The following is a 21,690-nucleotide window of genomic DNA, read 5'->3' as shown; positions in this document are numbered from 1 at the left end:
TTCAATAGAAAAAATGATTGTGAAGTATTTTTATGGCACTCTTGCTGAATTATCCCTTTTCTCACCTAAACGAAGAAAATGCGTTAAAAATAGCTCACGATATCTTAGAGTTTTACGAAAGTCAAGGGCTTGCCGTAGCTCCAGTGGGGATTTATTTCGAAAACTTAGAATCTATCCATCAAGAAGTATTTTCTTTTTTGAAGGTGTTTTGTGAAGTTTTTCAAATTCAACTTGTTTTTTTTCATTTGCCTGCGGATTTACGTTTGAACTTTCACTTGGAGGGCTTTCCCATTCGTTTTGGTTGTGGAATGATTGGAGAATAGTGATTTATTCTAATGCCATCCGAAGCTTGATTAGGTTTTCTACCAATTTATCAAAAACTTCATCTCTTTTTGCATCATCAGGGAAGGGAAGAACCCGTTTCCCCGAAACTGGATCCATATAAATTTCAATTGTAGAGTTGGGTCCTTTTCGAATGGATCTCGCATGTGCTAAGTTGATGAGTTCTTTTTTTCCTAATTTAAGCCATAACATATTATCCTTTTCTTCGGTGGAAATCCCTCATAAATTCTGCTAATATTTTGCAACCTTCCTCCGGCATTGCATTGTAAATAGAAGCCCTCAAACCTCCCACACTTCTATGACCTTTTAGCTCATAGAGATTATGCTTTTTGGCTTCATTTAAAAATTCGTCCATCAGGCTTTCGTTCTTTAGTCGAAATGTCACATTCATCAAAGAACGATCTTCTTTAACAGAATGACCATAATAAAATCCCTCAGATTCATCAATGGCGTCGTAAATGTATTTTGCTTTCTTTCGGTTGATTTTATCGAGCTCTTCTAATCCTCCCTTCTTTTCAATCCACTTCAAAACCAAATTGAACATATAAATTTGAAAGGTTGGTGGGGTATTATACAAACTTTGGTTTTTCCCAAAGGTGGAATAACGAAACATCGTAGGAAGGTACTCATACTCCCTTTGATAATATTCTTTGTCGATCACTACTACTGTCATTCCTGAAGGTCCGGCATTTTTTTGCAAACCCGCATATACTAAACCAATATGGGTCCAATCAATCGGTCTGGATAGAAAGTCAGAGCTCATATCGATCACAAGTTTAGTATCTTTGGGTTTGGGAAGTTCATGAAATTGTGTTCCGTAAATTGTGTTGTTGGACGTGATGTGGAGGTAATCTAAACCTTCGGGAATTTCGTAGTTTTTGGGTATGTATGAGAAATTTTTATCTTCGGAGGAGGCAACAACCACAATATTTACGTTTTGGATTTTTGCTTGTTCATAGGCTTTTTTCGCCCATTCTCCCGTGAGGATGTAGCCAGCCTTTCCAGATTTCTGATTGAAGCGGTTTCCGGTGAGATTCAAGGGAATTAACGCAAATTGGGTAGAAGCTCCCCCTGTCATGTAGAGAATATCAAAACGATCAGGGATGTTAGCTATTTTTCTTAATAGGTTCATTGATTCAAAGTGGACTTCTTCGAAAATCTTTCCCCGATGGGACATTTCAATAATGGACATTCCTGTATTTTTGTAATTCGTAAATTCTTTCTGAACTTCTTCTAATACTTCCAATGGCAAAGTCGCAGGTCCAGGAGAAAAATTATAAACTCGATTCATAAAATACTTGATTTTTCTTCTAACTCAGTTGTAAAGATAATAATGATTTATTATGGAAAAATTGAACATCAAGTTAAGCATTATTCGGATTTAGTTTTTATTGGTATCAATAATGGTCTCTGTTCTTATCTTAAAGATCGAAATCATAGTTTGTATTTTTTTTACTCGAAGTTATCAGGAAAAAGATACAAGGAACTTTTGGATGAAGGATTTCGAAGAAGTGGGGTTTACGTTTATAAGCCTTATTGTTTGAATTGTTTGGAATGTCAAATTCTGAGGGTTCCCGTGAAAGATTTTCAAATGAGTAAAACCCAAAAAAGAACATGGAGAAAAGTTTATCCCTTTGTGAATTATAAGATTGAAGCTCCAAGTTTTAGTTTTGAGAAACTTTCTCTCTATCTTCGTTACATAAAGGCAGTGCATGATGAGTATTGGAAAAAAATGTATCCTGATATAAACGAACAAGATGTGATCGTAAAAAAACTCCTGACCAAAGAATATTACTTACTAACATCAGAAGAAAAAAGAGCAGTTATTGATCGCTTCCAAGAAGACTACCAAGGATTTCTTGTTGATAGTTGTTTAGATGAAGGTTTGACGAAAGAACTCCAGATTTATTACAATCAAGAATTGATAGGTTTTGGTATCTTCGATATTGTAGACGATGCGTGGTCTAGTGTTTATTTTTGTTATGATCCTGATTATCGAAAATGGAGCATTGGAACCTTCTCGGTTTTATTAGAAATTGAGATAGCAAAAAGCATGGGCTTGAGTTACTACTACATTGGTTATTACATCAAAGACTCAAAAAAGATGAGCTACAAAAATCAATTTCAGCCGTATGAAATCAAAAAGCTCAACGATAAGGACTACCAAAGATCAGCTCAAACCTAATTATGATTTTTCATCAATAAGAACAAAGGATTTCCCCATGAGCTTCATACTAAGTCATAAGAATCTTTGGATCTGGTGGTTTGTAGGTGTTGTTGGTTTTCTTCCTGCGAAGTCACTTTTTTCAGAGAATTCCTTTTTTCGGATTATGATGGGGTATGGACTTTACGGAACAGGAAACATCATCAACGGAGCTGGAGAGGGCTTGAGGTTGATTGAAAGAGGGATTAATTCTGGATTTTTGTTCTCCCCCATCTGGACCCCACTTATCCAGCAAATAGGACCGATTTATCAAAATCAAGATTTTGACTTAACTCAATTTTCATTTGAGCTCCAATGGGGAAAAACGCACAATCGAAATGAATACGGACTAAGTGTTGGTTATTTTGATCTGGGTTTTGATTTGATTCTACCCCAGACGTATTTGAATGTAAGTCGCATCTACCCAGAAAGTCCTTTCTACTTGCCAGTCACGAAAGACTTAAAAGACCGAACTTTGCTGGCGAGTGTGGTTCAATTCGACATTTTTTATCATTACACATTTTTTCGGGTGGAAAGTTTTGATTTCTTTTTTGGTGGTGGTGTCGGTTTGGGGTTTGGGAAGCTTTCGTATTCGGGTCCCTATGTTCAAGAAGCTCATGGGATTTTATCTTTGGGAACTCGATATGAAGTATTTAGAAACCACCAACTCATTCTCATGATAAAAAACTTGGCTTCAACAGTGAAAACAGGAACTTCGAATTTGATTGATCGACGAAAAGTTTTGGTAAATCCGAGACGTGGAGAAATCATAGTCTCAGCAGCTCAAGTTGGATTGAGTTTTGTTTTGACGGAATAGAAAATCGCAATTTCATGGCAGTAATCTTTATGAGGACGAATATAGTTCATATTGGAGCTACAGAATTAAGCTACGAGATCCGGGGGATTGTTTCCGTTGCCGAAAAAATCAAACAAATCACGGGAAGACCCATTATTTGGGAAAACATCGGTGATCCCGTTCAAAAAGGAGAAAAAATCCCACTTTGGATGAAAGAAATCATACATCAAGCCATCAATAAAGATGAAGTTTATGCATATAGCCCGACGAAAGGTTTAAAACGAACTCGAGAGTTTTTAGCAGAAAAAGTAAACAAAGAAGGATATGTCCAAATTGATCCTGAGGATATCATATTTTTTAACGGTTTAGGGGATGCCGTCAGCAAAATCTACGGATTTTTACGAAAAGAAGCAAGAGTGATTGGACCATCTCCCGCTTATCCAACACATTCTTCTGCGGAAGCAGCTCATGCTGGCTCACCCCCCATCACCTACAAATTAGATCCTAATAACAATTGGATGCCCGATCTGGAGGAACTATATAACAAAGTAAAATACAACGAATCCATTGCGGGCATTATGATTATCAATCCTGATAATCCCACTGGTGCTGTCTTCCCAGAAGAGGTCCTGAAAGAAATTGTAAGGATAGCCAAAGAATTCGATTTATTCATCCTTTCGGATGAAATTTACATCAATATGACTTATAATGGCACAGGAGCTATTCCCATTGCAAAAACCATTGAAGATGTTCCTGCTATTTCCATGAAGGGAATATCCAAGGAGCTCCCATGGCCAGGAGGAAGGTGTGGTTGGATTGAAATTTATAATCATCGCAAAAATCCCATGTTTGAACAATACATCAAAAGTATTTTGAATGCAAAGATGTTGGAAGTATCCTCCACAACACTGCCTCAATACGTCATTCCCGACATTCTATCCCATCCAGAATACCCAAATTGGCTAAACCAACGAAATCAGTTCTACAAAAAAAGAAGCGAAATGCTACAAGAAATTTTCTCAAAGGTTCCAGGTATCAAGTTCAATCCTCCAAAGGCAGCTTTTTATGCCAGTATAGTTTTTGAAGAGCCAATAACAAAAGATATGAAGTTAGAAATTCCTGACAAAAAAGTTCGAGAGTTTGTGGAGACTCTGTGTAGTAATCCGTCTTTGTCTAATGATCAACGATTTGTTTATTATCTTCTCGGAGCAAAGCAGATTTGCGTAGTTCCTTTATCCACGTTTGTTACGCCACTACAGGGTTTTCGCTGCACCTTGCTTGAACAAGATGATGACGTTTTTATCCAAACCTACACAACCATTGCTGATGCTATTGTTGAATACTATAATTCAGCAAAAACGAAGGTTTTTGTCTAATTGATTTTCAATTTTTCTATAGCGGCAATTACCATATCAGGTGTGATTTCTCTCATACATCGAAAATGTTTTTCTGGACATTTTTTCCCTCCATGAGTTCCACAAGGTCTACAGTATAATCCTTCAATTTCTACCACCGCGCTATTATCACAAATGGGGGCATATCCCAGTTCCTTGGTTGTCGGACCAAAAATGGCTACAACGGGAATACCAGCCGCACAACCAAAATGAACGGGAGCTGAGTCATTCGAGACTAAAAGTTTGCAACGCTTGAGAAGAGAATACAACGTCGGAAGATCCGTTTTCCCACAAAGATTATGGATTTTATGATAGTAATGATCAGGATAAAGAAGTTTTACAAAGTTTCGTATATGTTCTGAGACTTCATAATCAGCTTTCGAACCAATAAGGATAACTGGAGCTTTCAGTTTGTCTATCACTTTTACAGCAAGTTCGGCGAAACCCCAACTGGTCCATCGTTTGGTGGGCCAAATGGATGATGTGGCAAAGGCTACTGGCTTTGTTGTGAAAAACTTAAGAAGTTCTTTTGCTTTTCGTATGCCATCTTCAGTTTCTTCTAAGATAGGTGTGTTGGTAAAGTCCTTGAACTCAGGCAAAAGGGAATCTTTTAGAAACTTTAATAATCGATGGATTTCGTGCTGATGAGGATTTCGAGAAACATGGTAGTCATAAACAAAGGACCATGAAGCTGTATCATATCCAACTTTGAATTTCCCTCGTGAAAAATATACAATCAAAGAAGTTCGAAAAGATTGATGAGGAGATAATATAATATCAAAATTTTTTTCTTGAATTTTTCTTATGATTTCTATCATTCCAAAATATTTGTGTTCGTTTTGTTTGTCGATAACTATGACCTCATCTATGAATGATAAGTTTTCTAAAATGCTTTTTGCTTCGGGCTTGACCAACACGGATAGTTTTGAATTAGGAAAGTGTTTTTTGAGGATTTTGAGCATGGGGGTTGTGAGAACTACATCTCCAATAAAAGCAGTTTGTATCACTAAGATTTTGATGTGATCATGAGTTTGGATGAAGTTCAATAGTTCAGATTGCTTCATTGCTTCCATAAAAAATATTTGAAGTAGACATAAAACTAAAAAAATCAAAAAGAAACGATGAACCTCCCACGACTTAAAACAATAGATATCTACATTTTAAAAGAGATTCTTACTACGTTTTTTGTGATGTTGCTGTTTTGGACTTTATTTTTTATTGTTTTGATCTTCAAAGATTTGATTGGAGAATTGATCGGTAAAGGAATAGATACTCTCAAAATTCTTGAATACCTCGTTTATCTTATAGGAGAAAAAATCACATTTACGATTCCTATTGCGAGTTTGCTTGCGGGGATTTTAGCAACAGGGAGGCTTTCATCTGACTCAGAAATCACTGCTATGAGAGCTTCGGGTATAAGCTTCAAAAGAATCCATGCGATTTACTTGCTTTTTGGTGTGGTAGTTATGTTCTTCGTTGGAGTATTTTACTTTTATCTTGGACCTCTGAGTAGCAAAGCTCGATATGACTTCGAAGAATGGCTTAAAACCTACTATAGTCTTAGTTTGGTGAAATCGGGAAGATTCATGAATGTTTCTGATACAGAATCCATGGGGGATTATGGACAAGACATTTATGTTCAATATCGAGATGGTTCCCATTTGAAGAATGTTCACATTCGAAGATGGAAAAATTCCTTCGAAGGAGCCGAACAACTTGGATCTAGCATCAAATCAAGAATTGTGCAAATCATTTTTGCTGAGAAAGGAACCATCATGTCAAGGATTAAAGAAAATGGCGAAGTAGAGAACTTCATCCGATTGGAAAAGGGCTACATGATTGAGTCCCATCCCAATTGGACCAAGTTAGAAATTACAGACTTTCGAAATGGTTTCATGGATTATATCCTCCCCAAGCTTTATAAAAAAGTAATAAAGTTAGATGTGAAACCCGAAAATTATACTTTCTGGGAGCTGTGGGAATTTTTATATAAATTGGATCAAGGAGAACATCGAATTGATCTTTTTCACTCTGATGGCGTTGGTGCTGTTAAGCTCGATGACATTTTCACCGGGCAAAAGCTTCCATCTATTGGAGAGATGAAAGGCTACTTAAACCAACAAAAAATCTGGTTGGTTCAAAATTATGGTTCAGTTGGAAAAGAAAATGGACCATCTTTACAAGAATTTAATCAAGTAGCACAGTTAGTATTTCGATTGGAAATTTTCATAAAGGATGTAGAAAAAACGAAACGAAAGTTTGAGTTCGAAATTCAAAGACGTTTATCTATACCGGTATCAGTTCTTTTGTTTTTTTATCTTTCTTTCCCACTGGGATTGGTAGTGAAAAGAGCTGGCAGAGGCATGAGCTTTTCTTTAGCTTTGATTGTGTTTTTTTTGTATTACTCTTTGGTTTCATTAGGAACGAGTAATGCTTTTGATGGACGTTGGAATCCGATTATGAGTGCTTGGCTTCCCAATGTAGTTCTCTTTTTGGTTGGGAATTATTTACTTTCCGTGAAAACGGATGAAATCCGTCCCTTGGGTTTTTTCGTCACCTTGATGGAAACCTTTTACAGAAAGTATTTATACAATCATCCATGGTTTATTTATGGGGAAAAAATTTTTTATAAAGCCATAGAATTTATAAAAAAAATAGTTGCTAAGATTAAAAATACAAATAAAACAATGTAAGGAATGACAGAAATAAAAATTTGGCATTTTTCGAAAAATTTACGATTCCCTCTTAAAATTAAAGTAGATAATTTATCCGAAAAAAACGTAAGGGTTCAAATTATAGAAGAAGATTTAAGCAAGATAAAATCTATTGATTTTAATGAAGACGAAGTGAATATTTTAGTGTTTCAATCTTATGACGACGATTTAACTGAGGTGTTGGAGATTATCAACAAAAATCCTATTATTATACCATATATCAAGGTTGTAATATTACCAGAATCATTATTAGAAGAATTTCATTCAAAATTAGAGGTAAAAAAAAGAACATATGTATTAGATGATCAAACAAAATCGACAACACTAAAAGTTTTGTTAGAATTTTTAGTCAAATCAGAAAGGTACCGAAAAATCATCCAAGAGTTTTCTACTCAAGTCAGGAAATATAGAGATTTTCTTGAGGGGTATATCCAGCTTATTAGAACAGAATTATTAGATGCAAAAAATGAATCAAGAGCCTATCAACATTTATTGGAATTTGAACAAAAATATAGAGTCTTTGAAGAACAGATAAATAAAGCTTTAGAAGAAGCATTCCAATTGAAAGAAAAAGAAATGATTGAACTACATTCAACAATAAAGGCGTTAGAGCGTTTAGGAGAGTTTCGTGATCGGGAATTAATGGAAACAAGAAAATCCTTAGAAGCAACCGAGATTGCATTAGAAATTAGCAGACAAGAAAACATAGAAAGAGAAAAAATCATCGAAGCTTTACAAAGACTGAATATCATTACTGATGCTGAAATCATAGAATTATACAAAGAAAATCAAGAATTGAGAAAAAAACTGGGACTCCCACCAAGAGAAAGTTATTTTCCAAAAGACATAAGTTAACATTCTTTTTTCTTTGTGAATTTTTATACAAACCGATAAGAAAAAAAATGAGAAAACTTTCATTCTTTTTGTTGTTTTTCTTTTTTTTGTCGCTTGTTTTTGCCATTCCACTTGCATATCATCAAATACCTTTATTCGAGAAGGGGCAGAAACGTTCTTACGAATATTTTTTACAAGGTGTGTCGTTATTTAATCAAAATCAATATGAAACCGCAAAATTCTTTTTTCTAAAATCACTCAACGAAAAGCCTGATTTTTATTTTGCTCGTAGATTTTTGGCAGACTCATATTTTCTATCAGGAGAATTAGAAAATTCTTTGCAGGAATATGAAATTTTAAAAGAACAAATACCTCATGATGAAATTACTCAAAACAAAATCCATTCAATTGAGAAAATTCTATTAGGAGATATTATCAGCAATGATGACTTTCATTATATATTTGATCGGGTAGTTACTGCTTCCGACATTCGAGAAACTGAATGGCTTCCTATCAACATTAGAGCTGATGAAAAGTTTTTCTACGTTTTATCTTACAAACCTGGTGGGATTTATGTTTTTGATTATGAAGGAAATTTAGTTTCGAAAACAATAAATCGCATCAATTTCTCCATCGATAAGCCCAAAAGCCTTGTTGTGAATGGTAGTTTCCTCTATGTATCTGATATGGGGAAAGATGAGGTGTTAATTATCAATAAAGCAAATTTAAATTTAGAAAAACGTGTGAGTGTTTCCTATCCAACCAGTATGTTTTTTTTAGATGGCATTTTATACGTATGGAGTCAGAAAGAAAAACAGTTTTATAAACTTCTACCCGATGGTAATATTTTGCAAAATTTATCAATAAAAAATAATAATGTCTCTATTGAAAATCCTAAATTCGAAACAGATGGAAACTCCATTTACATGTTGGATCGGTTTCAGATTCAAAAGATTGATCTTTCTGGTTATTATTTAGAAACGTTAGAAATACCCTACAAAGTGAAAGATTTTTTTGTTTTTAATACCATTATGTTTCTTTTGGATGAAGAAGGAAATGTTTGGTTTTCGTATGCCCCATTTCGGGAATGGAAAAATTTTTTTAGTATCTTAACATTACCACCTGATGGAGGTGTAGAAATTCAAGATTGGAGATTTTTGTCGAGTATCATCTTTGATGAGACTTATTTTGCCATCTCTGACATCACAGGGAAGATTTATAGTTTCAAAAAACAAAGAAAGTTAACAGAAAATATCATAATGCAGATTCTCAATATCGAAGTTCATGACTTTCCCAATATTGCTGTTCAACTTCTGATACTCAATCCCGATGTAAATCCAATGCCCAATTTAGAAAATCGACATTTCGAAATCTACGAAAACCACAAACGAATCTATGTTGTTAATTCAAAGAATTATGAAATCTACAAAAACAAATTAAATCTGCTAATGATTAAAGACCCTGATTTTCGAGTTCCCAAGAATTTCGAAAAGCTGTTTAAACAAAGAATAATGGAATTCTTTAGTTCTTTTCGTATCAACGATGAAGTCTACTTTAGCATTGCAGGGGATAACTTAAAAATCATCAGTAACTCAAAATACAACTTGGAAATTTATGATAATCTCTTGAATGCGACCATCAAAACCAAAAATCAACCGAATGACGTTCAATCTCTTATAGAAGGAATGCAGTGGTTAATCCCCAAAAAGGGAAACAAAGGGATTGTGTATTTTACGAACAGAAATTTGGTTTACGAAAGTGAAGAAAGTTATAAAAAACTCATCAATCTTTCTCTGATTCATCAGGTTCCAATCTTTGTGATTTCTTTTGAACGGCATTTGGAATGGGAAGAATTCTTTAAAAACATACAAGGCAAATATTATAGCTTTTTGCTTGATCAAAACTACAAAAACATCTTTGAAGCTTTACTAAAAAGTTCGAAGACTCATTACCTTTTGACATACAAAACACCCCTTGAATACAAGGAGAATTTGAAAGATATTTATATAAATGTCCGAGTAAAACTAAATTATATGCAATATGGAGGGGTATCTGAAGGTGGCTATACAATTCCATAAAAAAGTGCTTTTTTTGTTGTTTTTCCCCATTTGGCTATGGACCCAGGATTTTGGTTTTCGAACGGTATCTACGAATAAACCCCTAAATCAGATTCCTTCAAATGAGCTATTCAGATTAGCAGAAAAAAACTATCAAGAAGAAAAATATAATAACGTAATTTTATACTTAACCGAATACCTTGAAAGACAACCAGCCAAAATTGAAGCCGAAGTATTGTTGATAAAAAGCTATTTACATTTAAACGATATTTCAAACGCCAAAAATCGAATCCAAAAAAATCTAAAGATATATCCAGATCAAAATATCTTCAAAATACTTCATGGATTTGTCCTTGTAGAGGAAGGAAAACTCAAGGAAGCCGAAAATCTCATCAATGAATTGGATGCAAAAAACCTTCAAAAACAAGAATTTTTTGAACTAAAAGGAAATTATTACTTCAAGCTCAATCAATATGCATTATCTGATTTTTTTTATAAAAAATACTTAGAGTCAAATCCCTTAGATAAGCGTATCTATAGAAAAATAATACAGAATTTATTAGCCCAAAATCAAATCTCAAAAGCAGAAGAATATGCAAGAGAATTTCAAAAACTTTTTTTCGACTCTATTGAAGTTTATAAAATCAATGGAGAAATTCACTACAAAAAAGCATTCATAGAAACCAACAATAAACAAAAAAACCTAAACGAAGCCTATCAAAATCTAAAAACCTATGTAAACTATACTGGCGGAAATCCTGAGCTCCTCAATAAGCTAATGCTAATTGCTTATTTACTCAATAGTAAAGATAAAATCCAGAGTATAAAAAGTGAGTTCGATTTCGAAACAAACGATCTATTGTTGTTAGCCAACAAAAATGACTTTTTAGAATTAGATAATGCAAGCACTTTAAAGGATCTTTGTTCAAGAACAGAATATTTTTTCTCATGTCCAAGGTATGATTTGTTTCTTTTAGAGAAAAGAATTCCATTTGAGTCCCTCAATCGAAACAAATTTTATTACCTAAAAGCAAAAGAATATAAAAAGAAATTAGACAATGAAAACTTTCTCTTTTCGTTAAAATATGCTGAGCTCTTTTATCCAAAAAACATAGAGATAAAAAAAGAGTATTTAGAGTACTATCAAGACAATCACTATTATGAAGACTTTTTTCTAACATTGCATGAGTTGATACGAAGTGAGCCAGAGGAAGTCCGTTGGCGAATTCTTATGCGAAGGTTTTTAGAAGAAATGAAGGATTATCCTTTTTTGAGGCTTACTGGAGCTCATTGGATTAACTTGAAAGATTTCTATCAGCGAGAAAAAGAAACAATTTTGGTTTTCAATCCATATCCTCTGGAGCAAAATGAACTTCACTTTAAAGAGCCAGAGATTTTGAGAAACTATATAAAAAATTTTATAAATTTTATACACTATTTTCAAACTATTAAAGAAGAGGATTGGAGCCATCTAAAAACCATGTTTTTTCGAGAGTCTCGGTATTATCTTTTTTATCAGCCTGAGCTTTTACCTGTTTTAAAGGAGTGGGAAAATGAAAAAAAAGTTTCTGTTCATTTTTTGTTAGAAAGCTTTTATCGAATATCACCTAATCGATTCCAAATCGATTTTGTTTTAAGGTCACGTGATGGCTACATCATCAAAAAAGACAGCTTTATTTCAAACAATCCTAAACAAGAAGAAAAGCTGGGTGTGTTTTTAAAGCAATTCTTGCTTCGTTCTGTCCCATTAAAGGCAAAATACATAGGAAATCACAATGGGAATATAGCAATCAACGTTGGAAAAATTGACCTAATAAAAAAAGATGATATATTCAAAAACCAAAATCAGTATTATCGAGTAAAGGAAGTCTATCCTTACACGTCATTGTTGGAATTAATAAAAGGTGAATCCAAAAAGCTTACTCCACAGGACATATTTTATCGAGAGAATTTAAATTTATGAGTAATTCATCGATAAAGTTAGAGATGCGGATTGGAGTTTTTCTTTTTTTGATGGTCTTTTTTGTTTTTTCTCTTTTTGGTAGGAGCACACGAAATGTTCATGGTAAATACACAATTGATGACATACAAAAACATTTGGTTTTTCAAATCCAAACCGAAAGGAATTTATATCAAGCAAATGAACTGATACCAGTGAGTTTTCAAATTCAAAATCAAGGTTTTTTGAGTTTTCGTTTCTATGTGAATCAAAAGTTTACAGAAAGTTTTTATATAGAAATCCTTGATGCAAATGGCAAGGAAATTCAAGAGCAAGTCGAAGTTTTGAATCATCCTGATTTTGAAATCACGTCCTTACAGAAAAATTTAGTAGAGAACCTAAATGGCAATCCTGTTAAAGAAATACTCCTTCATCCCAACGAAATATTCACTAAAACATTTTATATAAAAAATTTACCTGTAGGAGAATATCGTATCGTTGGATATTTTATTCCCTATTCTTATGATGAGAATTATAAGAGCCAACTGCGATTTGTTAGTAAAAATCGAATCACCCTCACAATAACAGAAGAACAGAGTGTTTTTCGTTTTGTTGATGATCAAGAAATCCCCAAAGAAGCCATTCCTTCACCTGATGAGGTTGTGTATTTATTTTTGATGGCAGAGTATTATAAAAACTGGGATAATTATTTTAAGTATATTGAGCTACAGGATTTTATTTTATCGTATGAACTTTTTGAGAGGGATTATAGAAGAGCTGATATAAAAACAAAACAAAATTTATTAAATGAATTTAAAAATTTTCTCAAAAATCAACCAATTGATCCTATCATTCGTTTTCAAATCAAGGAAGTTCATTATCTTCAGCCACATGTGGCAAAAGTATTTGTAGAAGTATTAAGAGGAAAGCCAGGCTATAAAGTAGAGTATTTATACGAATATGAGTTAAAACGGAAAGAATATTGGAAAATCCATCACGTTATTGTAGCTGTTCAGAAAATAATGAAATAAAAAAGCGATCGAAAGATCGCTTTAGTTGAGAATTCCTGATTCTTCTACGATTTTTATAAGGTTTTTTACAGACTGAGCAGATTTATTGAGGGCGTTTTTTTCTTCTTCTGTGAGCTGTATTTCTATGATTTTTTCGACACCATTTTTTCCTAAAACTACGGGGACACCCATAAAGATTCCATGATGTCCGTATTCACCTTCGCAAAGCACAGCACAAGGGAAAATCCGTTTTTGATCTTTCAAGATGGACTCAGCCATTGTGATAGCACTCATTGCCGGAGCATAGAATGCTGAGCCAGTTTTTAGTAAGTTGACGATTTCTCCACCGCCATTGCGGGTTCTTTCCACCATAGCATCAATTTTTTCTTTGGTGAGTCCGGGAAATTCAGGCAGAGGAATACCAGCAATTGTAGAATAACGTGGAAGGGGAACCATATCATCACCATGTCCACCTAAAACAAAAGCGGTAATATCTTCTACTGATATACCAGTTTCCATAGAAATGAAGGTTCGAAATCTTGCAGAATCCAAAACTCCTGCCATGCCCATCACTCGATTTTTGGGAAAACCTGTGACTTTATACATCACGTAAACCATTGCATCAAGGGGGTTGGTAATGACTATAACAAAAGAATTAGGTGCATATTTTTTGATGTTTTCTGCAACTTCTTTGACAATTTTTGCATTGGTGTGAACAAGATCATCTCTTGACATTCCGGGCTTTCTTGGAAGTCCTGCGGTTACAATACAGATATCTGCGCCTTCTATGTCTTTATAATCATTTGTTCCAATTACTTTAGCATTGTATCCATCGATGGGAGTGGATTCGTATATGTCTAAGCCTTTTCCTTGGGGGACCCCTTCGACAATATCATACAAAACAATATCTCCTAATTCTTTCTGAGCAGCAAGTAATGCCAAGGTGCCACCGATTTGACCAGCACCAATCAAAGCAATCTTCTTTCTTGACATAACTTCACCTTTTTTGTAAGGACTTCAAGCTTGATTTTTGATAACTTTTTGATTAGTCAATTCTTGTTTTGCATTTTTTTTTGGACATCAGACAAAATGAGTTTTTGGCTTCATACTGATTTGAATATGCAGTAATAAAATGATGTCAAAGATACTTTTTTATTAGCTTCTACAATGATAGAAAAAAGATCGTAAAAAAGATAATTTACAAGTGAAAAAAATAAAATTTCTGTAATTAAAAAAGCTTTCATGGAAGCTAAACGAGAGATACAACTACAGAATAAAATCTATGAAGATGAAGAGCTATTCAAAAAAACTCATATTGCACCCCATAGAGGAAAACCTATTTTTTTGATCCGTTTCGAGTTTTTGAAGGGAACTACGTATCATAAATTTGCGGAGATATTACAAAACGAAATCCACTTTTTGGTTAATACGACAAGTATCGATTTTGGATTTTTTCTTAATCAAAAAGAAGAATTTTTGCTTCTTGCAATCTCTCCATTTAGTGGTTGGAGTGAACATGAATTCCCCAATTTGGACAATGCTGTTGGTAAATTTTTAGACTATTACGAAAAACACAAAAAAATTTCATTTCGTTTTGGCATTGGAAGAACTGCTTGTAATTTTATCTCTGAGAGTGATGAAATTTATCAAGAATTATATACAGCTTCAAAAAAAAATTTAGATGATAACCTAACAAGGTGGAAGTGGACATTTTTAAATCGAGCTAATACTTATCTTTCTTCTTCATCCAAAGAAGCTGTTATTCAACCAACAATCTATTTTCATCCTCAGAAAAAAACGTTTTCGGTTGTGGGCGGAGAAGTATTCATTGGGGGAGGATTATATCATAGCTATAAAGATTTGATTAAAGATATTCCTTCAGATCAAAATATCCATCGATTTGAACTTTTGATTTTAGAAAAGCTCATCTTAGCAAGTGAAGGTTGTAAAGGAACCTTGAAGTTTAATATTTCTCCAGAGTCTTTTATAGAAATCTTTAAAGACCTCATTCGTGTGAAGAGATTTCATGGTTTAGTAAAAAGTAGAAACTTAGAACCAAAAAATATTCGCATAGAGCTCATAGAGAAACCTTTTGAAGAAAAAGACATCAAGCTAAAGGAAGTTTGTAAATTTTTCTGGGATTATGGATTCAGTTTTTCTGCAGATGATTTTGGTGTGAGAAGTCAAAGCCATCAGGTAGTTTTGGAATTAGGATTGATGATTAAAGAAATCAAGCTGGATCCCTTGAGCTTTCAATACAAGAAAGATGAAGATCAAATCAAGTTTTTGGATAATTTAGCTTTCATTGACTACTGTCAACACTTGGCAAACAATCGAGATGCCATTATCACCGCTGAAGCGGTAGAAGATATAGAAACCCTACAATTTCTGATCGAAAGAAAAATTTATTATTTCCAAACGAACTTGCTTTGCGGAAAAATGAGTATTCCTGATTACAAAAAGTATTTCGAGATCATGCAAGATTTACCTTTTGAGGTTTTTCAAGAGATTTACTACGAAACTCCGAAAAAAATTTTGAGGAGCGAAAAAAACAATGTTTTTTTACTTTATCACCAAAGAGAACAAAAAAAAGAAAAAACATTGAAGTAAGCTTTTCGCAATTCGTCCTTGCCTTTTTTCGTAATCCAAAAAAAATAAAAGAACCTATGGAGCTACCTAAGGGTTTTTATGCCAATGGATGGTATGCAGGAATCAAAAAAAATACGAACTCAAAAGATTTTGGTTTTATATTCAGTGAAACGTTAGCAAGTGCTTCAGGAGTTTTCACACAAAACAAATTTGTTGGAAACCCAATCATCGTGGGGAGAGAACACATCAAAAATGGAAAATTGCAGTGCATTGTAGTAAACTCAGGAAATTCCAATGTAGCTACCGGAAGAGAAGGTTTGAAGTTAGCTTACGATACTTGTAAGTGGACAGCAAAATCTTTAAAAATCAAACCAGAGGATGTTTTACCCTCGAGCACAGGAGTGATTGGAAAAAAGTTGGATTCAAAAGTCATAGAAAATGCTTGTTCTAAAATCCCTCATTATCTTGATCGAAAGCCTCTTGATTTTGCTGAAGCCATATTGACCACAGATCGATTTCCAAAAACAGGATATTATAGCAATGAAGCATATACAATAGCAGGTTTTGCCAAAGGTGCAGGGATGATTCATCCCAACATGGCAACTATGTTGGCATATATAATTACAGATGTAAAGATTTCTTCTTCTGATTTAAGAAGACTCATTCATTTTGTAGCAAACAAGACATTTAATCGGATTTCTGTGGACTCAGACACATCAACTAGTGATACTTTCGTTATCATGGCGAATGGCAAATCAAAGCAAGCTATTTCATACCCGATTGAAGAATGGAAAAAATTATTTTCTTTTACGAAAAAGCAATTTTTATTATTAATCAATTATTCGAACGAAGAAAATAAAGATTTACTCAAAGAAGTGAAAAGAGAAGTATTTCGAGGAATTCACTTTACAGAAGAATCAAAAGATTTCTTGCTTAATGTTTTGGGGTTAAGTATGCAGTTAGCAAAAAAGATCGTTTCTGATGGTGAGGGTTCAACAAAAATCTTTCGTGTGAATGTTCTAAATGCTCCCACAGCGAAAATTGCTGAAAAAATCGGAAGATCCATCATCAATAGCCCTTTGATCAAAACTGCCATATTTGGAGGTGATCCTAACTGGGGAAGATTTTTAATGGGGATTGGAAAGGTAGTGGATGCTCATTTTGATATTTCGAAAATCAAGCTTTATTGTAATCAAAAAGAGTTTTATCCCAAAATCATGGATTTAGAAGAAATGTCTGAGTACTTCAAGCAAAAAGAAATCTATATCGATATTGACTTGAACCAAGGGAATGCTAACGAAAGCTTTTGGGGTTGTGATTTAAATTATGATTATGTAAAAATCAATTCAGAATATACAACGTAAATGGGTTTTTTGTATTTTCTCAAGAGAAACAAAGTTTCATTTTTGATTTTGGTTTTGATCCTTATTCTTTATTTGTTTTTTCATTTTGTTTTGACTCATTTCATTCAGAGAGAAATTCTTTTTGTTTTGTTTTCGGGTGTGGTTTTGTTTTTACTTTTTACCATCAAGGATTACGTTTCATCTTATCATTTCGTTGGTTTCAATTGGGATGATTTGATGGGCTCGGAATTCCATCACTTTGAGTTTTTATCAGGAAATTTCTCTTTAAAAGATGTGATTGAGAAAATCACACCTGAGCTCATGATATGGTTAAAAATCCCCGAAGCAAGGCTTTTCATTTTGAATCCCGATCGTAAAAGTTTTACGATGTATCTTTACCATAAAGGAAAAATAGAAAATGTTCATTTAATTCCCAAACGCAGGATTTTTTATATTACGAAATTTGCTCGAAGATATCAAGAAATCATACATCTTAATATTACTTTACTTAGAGAAGAAGAAATAAGATTATTAAAAAAATTCAATGTATATATCGTAGTTCCTTTTTTTCATTTCAATAAGTTCATGGGTTTTATTTCTTTTCATCATCCAACCAGAAATCCCCATGCCAACAAAGCTTTGGAACTTTACGCAACAAAAGTAGCATTATTAATTCATTATGAAATCCTTAAAGCAAGAATGCAAAACATTACCCAATACGAAGAAGAAATCAAGGTTGCTGAGAAAGTTCGAAAAATGCTTCAAACATATCAATTACCTAACATACCTCACTTTGAATTTTACACATCAAACATTTATCCAGCATGCATCATGGAAGGAGTGCAGATAGAATCAGATTATTACTTAATCCTATTATCAACTCCGAAGGTTGATGGAGTTTCTGCTATGATATTGTCAGGAAAATTAGGATATCTTTATGCCTATATCCAACAAAACAGGGAAGCATTGAATCCTAAAAATATCCTTCAATTCTTGAGTGAAAAAAATGAATTGGATAACGATAACTATCCAATTGAAGCTCTTATTTTGAAGTTTAGTTATCAAAAAGATTATATCCTACCCTACTGCAAAGATAATCGAAGCTACTACTTTCGAAAATCCAAAAATAAGCTTTATCGAATAACGAATGAAGAAAAAATCTTTTTAGAAAAAAACGTGATTTATGAGCTGTTTTATAAAACACATTACTTATTGGGGATAGAATTTAAAGGACTTTGAGATGAAGAGTTATTGGAATGTTTTTGTTATCTATTTTGCAAGCTTGATTTTTTTCATTTTTTTATATTATAAGTTTTTTCACCATGAATTCTATCGGGAGCCGTTTTTTTATTTCCATGATAATAAAATCTATTATTCAGAAAAAGAATATTTAAACTTAAATCTCCAAATCATTGAATTTTTGCAAGAAATTGAACCCAATAAACTTCTTTTGATTACCAATCATCAAAGTTTAGTGGTTGATAAAGTTGCTTATAATTTTGAAAAGTTTATAAAAACATTTTATGTTCCCATCATTCTTAGTTTGATTCTTTTGTTCTATGGAATATGGTTTTATGAAAATCTACAGGATTTCTTTTTTTCTTTATTTTTCTTTCTACAGAGTATTTTTCTTTTTCTGTCATTATTGACTCTTTATTATCCTGAGGTTTTCTTTTACTTTCTTTTGTGGAATATCGTAACAATTCTGACAGTCATCTCTTATATCAACATAAATATACGTTTTTTGGGCAAAAGTATTAATACTTTTATCTTATTAATAGAAGCAATCATTTTTTTCTTTTTTTCTCTATTACTTTTGTTACAAGATGTTCCCATTAGACCAAGTGATTTACTGAACCTATATCAAAATAGCTTTTTTATTGCCTTCTTTGTCTTTTTGGTAGTTAATATAATACGGCTTTTCCAGAAAAACTTGGATCGAATTGAAAAACTCAAAATCTTGAGTTTTCTTTTTGGCAATATTTTTGGTGCCCTCCCTCTGGTTTTGTTTTTGAATTTGAAAAGTGTGAATGTGGTTATATATTTGTTTCTTTACTTTCTTTATCCCTCATTGATTACTTATAGTCTTTATCGAATGTATATTCTGCCAACACAAGTTATCATTACAAAGACCTTTGTATTTGGCGTATTTTCTCTTTTTTTCGTATTGTTCTACTTTCTTTTGATTTATCATTATAATGCCTCTTTTCCTGGACATTTGGAAAAATACAGAATCCTCTATGATTTGATTTTTTTAGCATTTTTGGTTTTAGCGATTGAGCCTCTAAGGGAAAGGGTATATCTATTTTTCAGAAAGAAGTTTTTGATTCCTGAAAAAAAATACATCGACTCTTTGATGAGGTTATCCAACATCCTCTCAAGAATATATCGTCCTGTTTTGGCACTGGAACTTTTTTTAAAAGAAGTTCAAAAGACTTTAGAAATTGATAGATGTTTTTTTTTATTTCCTGATTCTTACATTCCTTCTATGAAAATCGAAAGTAAGTATGTATTATCTCTTCCTTCATCAAATGTGATTTGGAGCTACGTTCAACCAGAGAAAATGATGGCAACTACTTATATTGTTTATTCAACTGGCAATCGAAAGCAACTCTTCGATTTTCTGTATCAAAATCAAATTCTCCTCATGGTGGGATTAGGAGAAAGACCTAATCTTACTGAGTTCATTAGACAAAAAGCTCTTCTTATAGTTAGTAAATTTTATAAAATTTTCAAAAGAGAAGAATTGGAAATATATCAAAAACTCCTAAGTCATCAAATCCCCAAAGCAGCCATCCTTTTTGGATTTCCAAAAGATCGAAATAAATTCCTTTTGAAAGAATTGCGTTATGTCCAAGAAGTAAGTAGATTAGCTTCTTTGTTATTAAAGAATATTTATAATTTATTTTTAGAAGTTGAAAAGCGAAAGAAAATCAGATATGTTCTTCATTCTGGGAAATTTCAGCGAAAATTAAGTGTTCATACGAAAAATTACCCAAATGGTGTTTCTATTCATTATGTGAATCAGCCTGCGTTGTCTGTTTCAGGAGATTATATTGATATTCTTTCTTTGGATAGCAATCGTATAGCAGTATTTTTAGGAGATGTGAGTGGTCATGGACTTGGAACAGGTTATTTGGTTAGCGCTATTCGCTCGATCGTTCATTACGTCATGAAAAATCAACAGTCACTAAGAGATACAATAAATTGTATCAATCTGTTCTTATCCGAAAGATACAAGGGATATGAATTTTTTACTTTATCTGCTTTTATCTTAGATGTCCCAAAAGGAAAGATTGAATTCATAAATGCTGCTCACTCTGGGATACTTATCAAACCTCCGAATGGAGATATTGTCAAACTGGAAAAAACTCAACGAATCCTTGGTCTTAATCCTATGGGGTATGAAACATATTTTTACAACATCAAACCAAAAACGAAAATATTTCTTTGTTCTGATGGAGTTTATGAAACCTTAGACGAGAATGGCGAATTTTTTGGCGAAGAACGTTTTCTTGAGTTCATAAAAAATAATCACCACCTACCCCTCATAGAAATAACAAAAAAACTTTTGGATGAGCTAAATGCCTTTCGGAATTCAAAAACCCCTCAAGATGATACATCATTTTTAGTATTAGAATATGATCCCCCACGAACCTTTTTAGAAACAATCTTGGAAAAAGTATTACCCAAGAGCTACGAGAAATGAAAGATTACTTAAGATCAATCGAAATTCGCTATCATGATCCAAAATACATTCAAACTGATCCCATTAAATTTGTGTATCGTTTTCAAAGTCCCTACGAAATAGAGTTGATTGCTTTTTTGGTTTCTCTGTTTGCTTATGGTAATGTTGTTGCGATGATGAATTTTTTAGAGCTGTTCCTTCAATTTTTAGGCTCAAATCCTACTGAGAGAATTTTGTCTTTTAAAGAAAACACTTCTTTCCCCTATCATTATCGTTTCCAGACAAGAAAAGATATCAAAACAACTATTCTTTTTATTAAAGAATTACTTGAGCGAAAAGATAAATTCGCATTTGTAAATTTATGGAAATATTCAAACGTAGATGAAAACATTTATGATCCCATTGATCGTTTTCGAAAAGAAGTTTTGAGTCTAATCCCAAAAAAGTATATTACAGATGGAATTCGTCATCTTTTTTGTTTATCAGAACACATGACTGTGGCAAAGCGATATTGTCTTTTTTTTCGTTGGATGGTGCGTAGGGATTTTCCTGATTTTGGGATTTATGATTTTATCCCACCGAAAAAGCTGATTTTTCCTCTTGACATTCATATTTTGAATTTTAGCTATCAAAACAGGATTATCGAAAATCCTTTTGTTTCTCGTAAAAATGCCATAGCAATTACAAAGTTCTTTGAAAAGTTTTCACCCGAAGATCCCGTAAAATATGATTTTTACATTACAAGAGAAATATTAAGTAAAAAGTTCTTTAAGTAAGGACT

The 21,690-nt window shown here is 33.1% G+C and carries 18 protein-coding genes; 14 read left to right on the top strand and 4 right to left on the bottom strand.

The features are described 5' to 3' along the window. The first annotated feature begins 32 nt into the window (after positions 1-32). Positions 33-323: a hypothetical protein gene (locus NZ853_00165; protein ID MCS7204091.1), complete on the top strand. Its 291-nt coding sequence runs from the start codon at positions 33-35 to the stop codon at positions 321-323. A gap of 4 nt (positions 324-327) precedes the next feature. On the opposite strand, the gene NZ853_00160 is transcribed toward NZ853_00165, so the two are convergent. Further along, positions 328-534, bottom strand: a complete 207-nt coding sequence (locus tag NZ853_00160; GenBank protein MCS7204090.1) for a hypothetical protein — start codon at positions 532-534, stop codon at positions 328-330. A gap of 1 nt (position 535) precedes the next feature. Next, complete coding sequence (serC, locus tag NZ853_00155; protein ID MCS7204089.1) at positions 536-1,633, bottom strand: 3-phosphoserine/phosphohydroxythreonine transaminase; 1,098 nt, start codon at positions 1,631-1,633, stop codon at positions 536-538. A gap of 42 nt (positions 1,634-1,675) precedes the next feature. On the opposite strand from serC, the gene NZ853_00150 reads away from it, so the two are divergent. Genes NZ853_00150 through NZ853_00140 form a run of 3 tightly spaced genes read left to right on the top strand, consistent with a single transcriptional unit; the run spans position 1,676 to position 4,717 of the window. Beyond that, complete coding sequence (locus NZ853_00150; protein ID MCS7204088.1) at positions 1,676-2,527, top strand: arginyltransferase; 852 nt, start codon at positions 1,676-1,678, stop codon at positions 2,525-2,527. Next, positions 2,475-3,362: a hypothetical protein gene (locus NZ853_00145; GenBank protein MCS7204087.1), complete on the top strand. Its 888-nt coding sequence runs from the start codon at positions 2,475-2,477 to the stop codon at positions 3,360-3,362. The genes NZ853_00150 and NZ853_00145 overlap by 53 nt, the downstream gene beginning before the upstream one ends. Before the next feature lie 29 nt (positions 3,363-3,391). Further along, entirely contained in the window at positions 3,392-4,717 is a 1,326-nt protein-coding gene (locus tag NZ853_00140) for a pyridoxal phosphate-dependent aminotransferase (protein ID MCS7204086.1), read from the top strand. Here NZ853_00140 and waaF read toward each other — a convergent pair. After that, the gene (gene waaF / locus NZ853_00135) at positions 4,714-5,799 is read right to left on the bottom strand and encodes a lipopolysaccharide heptosyltransferase II (protein MCS7204085.1); all 1,086 of its coding nucleotides are present in this window, start codon (positions 5,797-5,799) and stop codon (positions 4,714-4,716) included. The genes NZ853_00140 and waaF overlap by 4 nt on opposite strands. A 57-nt stretch (positions 5,800-5,856) precedes the next feature. Between waaF and NZ853_00130 the strand changes: the two genes are divergently transcribed. The 5 genes from NZ853_00130 to NZ853_00110 are packed head-to-tail and all read left to right on the top strand — an operon-like array spanning position 5,857 to position 13,310. After that, entirely contained in the window at positions 5,857-7,428 is a 1,572-nt protein-coding gene (locus NZ853_00130; protein ID MCS7204084.1) for an LptF/LptG family permease, read from the top strand. Positions 7,429-7,431: 3 nt separating this feature from the next. Further along, positions 7,432-8,304: a hypothetical protein gene (locus tag NZ853_00125; GenBank protein ID MCS7204083.1), complete on the top strand. Its 873-nt coding sequence runs from the start codon at positions 7,432-7,434 to the stop codon at positions 8,302-8,304. 47 nt (positions 8,305-8,351) lie between these two features. Further along, positions 8,352-10,361, top strand: a complete 2,010-nt coding sequence (locus NZ853_00120; protein MCS7204082.1) for a hypothetical protein — start codon at positions 8,352-8,354, stop codon at positions 10,359-10,361. Beyond that, positions 10,342-12,303 carry a hypothetical protein gene (locus NZ853_00115; protein MCS7204081.1) on the top strand — a complete coding sequence of 654 codons (1,962 nt, stop codon included), beginning with the start codon at positions 10,342-10,344 and terminating at the stop codon, positions 12,301-12,303. Before NZ853_00120 ends, NZ853_00115 begins: the two co-directional genes overlap by 20 nt. Beyond that, positions 12,300-13,310, top strand: a complete 1,011-nt coding sequence (locus tag NZ853_00110; protein MCS7204080.1) for a hypothetical protein — start codon at positions 12,300-12,302, stop codon at positions 13,308-13,310. Before NZ853_00115 ends, NZ853_00110 begins: the two co-directional genes overlap by 4 nt. A 21-nt stretch (positions 13,311-13,331) precedes the next feature. Here the strand turns inward: NZ853_00110 and mdh are convergent, their stop codons facing one another. Continuing rightward, the gene (gene mdh / locus NZ853_00105) at positions 13,332-14,282 is read right to left on the bottom strand and encodes a malate dehydrogenase (GenBank protein ID MCS7204079.1); all 951 of its coding nucleotides are present in this window, start codon (positions 14,280-14,282) and stop codon (positions 13,332-13,334) included. A gap of 249 nt (positions 14,283-14,531) precedes the next feature. Here mdh and NZ853_00100 point away from each other — a divergent pair, with 249 nt between their 5' ends. Genes NZ853_00100 through NZ853_00080 form a run of 5 tightly spaced genes read left to right on the top strand, consistent with a single transcriptional unit; the run spans position 14,532 to position 21,685 of the window. Beyond that, a complete protein-coding gene (locus tag NZ853_00100; GenBank protein MCS7204078.1) occupies positions 14,532-15,899 on the top strand; it encodes an EAL domain-containing protein in 1,368 nt (455 codons plus the stop codon). 56 nt (positions 15,900-15,955) lie between these two features. Continuing rightward, positions 15,956-17,242 carry a bifunctional ornithine acetyltransferase/N-acetylglutamate synthase gene (locus NZ853_00095; GenBank protein MCS7204077.1) on the top strand — a complete coding sequence of 429 codons (1,287 nt, stop codon included), beginning with the start codon at positions 15,956-15,958 and terminating at the stop codon, positions 17,240-17,242. Next, entirely contained in the window at positions 17,243-18,460 is a 1,218-nt protein-coding gene (locus NZ853_00090) for a hypothetical protein (protein ID MCS7204076.1), read from the top strand. It begins immediately after the preceding gene. A 1-nt stretch (position 18,461) separates the two neighbouring features. Further along, complete coding sequence (locus NZ853_00085; GenBank protein MCS7204075.1) at positions 18,462-20,930, top strand: serine/threonine-protein phosphatase; 2,469 nt, start codon at positions 18,462-18,464, stop codon at positions 20,928-20,930. Further along, positions 20,927-21,685, top strand: a complete 759-nt coding sequence (locus NZ853_00080; protein ID MCS7204074.1) for a TIGR02757 family protein — start codon at positions 20,927-20,929, stop codon at positions 21,683-21,685. The genes NZ853_00085 and NZ853_00080 overlap by 4 nt, the downstream gene beginning before the upstream one ends. The last annotated feature ends 5 nt before the right edge of the window (positions 21,686-21,690 follow it).

The sequence above is a fragment of the Leptospiraceae bacterium genome (assembly GCA_025059995.1).
Lineage (GTDB): Bacteria > Spirochaetota > Leptospiria > Leptospirales > Leptonemataceae > SKYB61.
The sequence above is the reverse complement of the archived record's forward strand: the minus strand, read 5'-3'. Positions and strand labels throughout refer to the sequence as shown.

Bases quoted from the DNA above. Each gene is read 5' to 3' on its own strand.
- NZ853_00110 (MCS7204080.1), top strand. From the start codon at position 12,300: ATGAGTAATTCATCGATAAAGTTAGAGATGCGGATTGGAGTTTTTCTT.
- NZ853_00145 (MCS7204087.1), top strand. From the start codon at position 2,475: ATGAAATCAAAAAGCTCAACGATAAGGACTACCAAAGATCAGCTCAAA.
- NZ853_00130 (MCS7204084.1), top strand. From the start codon at position 5,857: ATGAACCTCCCACGACTTAAAACAATAGATATCTACATTTTAAAAGAG.
- NZ853_00080 (MCS7204074.1), top strand. From the start codon at position 20,927: ATGAAAGATTACTTAAGATCAATCGAAATTCGCTATCATGATCCAAAA.
- waaF (MCS7204085.1), bottom strand. From the start codon at position 5,799: ATGAAGCAATCTGAACTATTGAACTTCATCCAAACTCATGATCACATC.
- NZ853_00100 (MCS7204078.1), top strand. From the start codon at position 14,532: ATGGAAGCTAAACGAGAGATACAACTACAGAATAAAATCTATGAAGAT.
- NZ853_00125 (MCS7204083.1), top strand. From the start codon at position 7,432: ATGACAGAAATAAAAATTTGGCATTTTTCGAAAAATTTACGATTCCCT.
- NZ853_00120 (MCS7204082.1), top strand. From the start codon at position 8,352: ATGAGAAAACTTTCATTCTTTTTGTTGTTTTTCTTTTTTTTGTCGCTT.
- NZ853_00160 (MCS7204090.1), bottom strand. From the start codon at position 534: ATGTTATGGCTTAAATTAGGAAAAAAAGAACTCATCAACTTAGCACAT.
- serC (MCS7204089.1), bottom strand. From the start codon at position 1,633: ATGAATCGAGTTTATAATTTTTCTCCTGGACCTGCGACTTTGCCATTG.
- NZ853_00085 (MCS7204075.1), top strand. From the start codon at position 18,462: ATGAAGAGTTATTGGAATGTTTTTGTTATCTATTTTGCAAGCTTGATT.
- NZ853_00165 (MCS7204091.1), top strand. From the start codon at position 33: ATGGCACTCTTGCTGAATTATCCCTTTTCTCACCTAAACGAAGAAAAT.
- NZ853_00140 (MCS7204086.1), top strand. From the start codon at position 3,392: ATGAGGACGAATATAGTTCATATTGGAGCTACAGAATTAAGCTACGAG.
- NZ853_00090 (MCS7204076.1), top strand. From the start codon at position 17,243: ATGGGTTTTTTGTATTTTCTCAAGAGAAACAAAGTTTCATTTTTGATT.
- NZ853_00095 (MCS7204077.1), top strand. From the start codon at position 15,956: ATGGAGCTACCTAAGGGTTTTTATGCCAATGGATGGTATGCAGGAATC.
- mdh (MCS7204079.1), bottom strand. From the start codon at position 14,282: ATGTCAAGAAAGAAGATTGCTTTGATTGGTGCTGGTCAAATCGGTGGC.
- NZ853_00150 (MCS7204088.1), top strand. From the start codon at position 1,676: ATGATTTATTATGGAAAAATTGAACATCAAGTTAAGCATTATTCGGAT.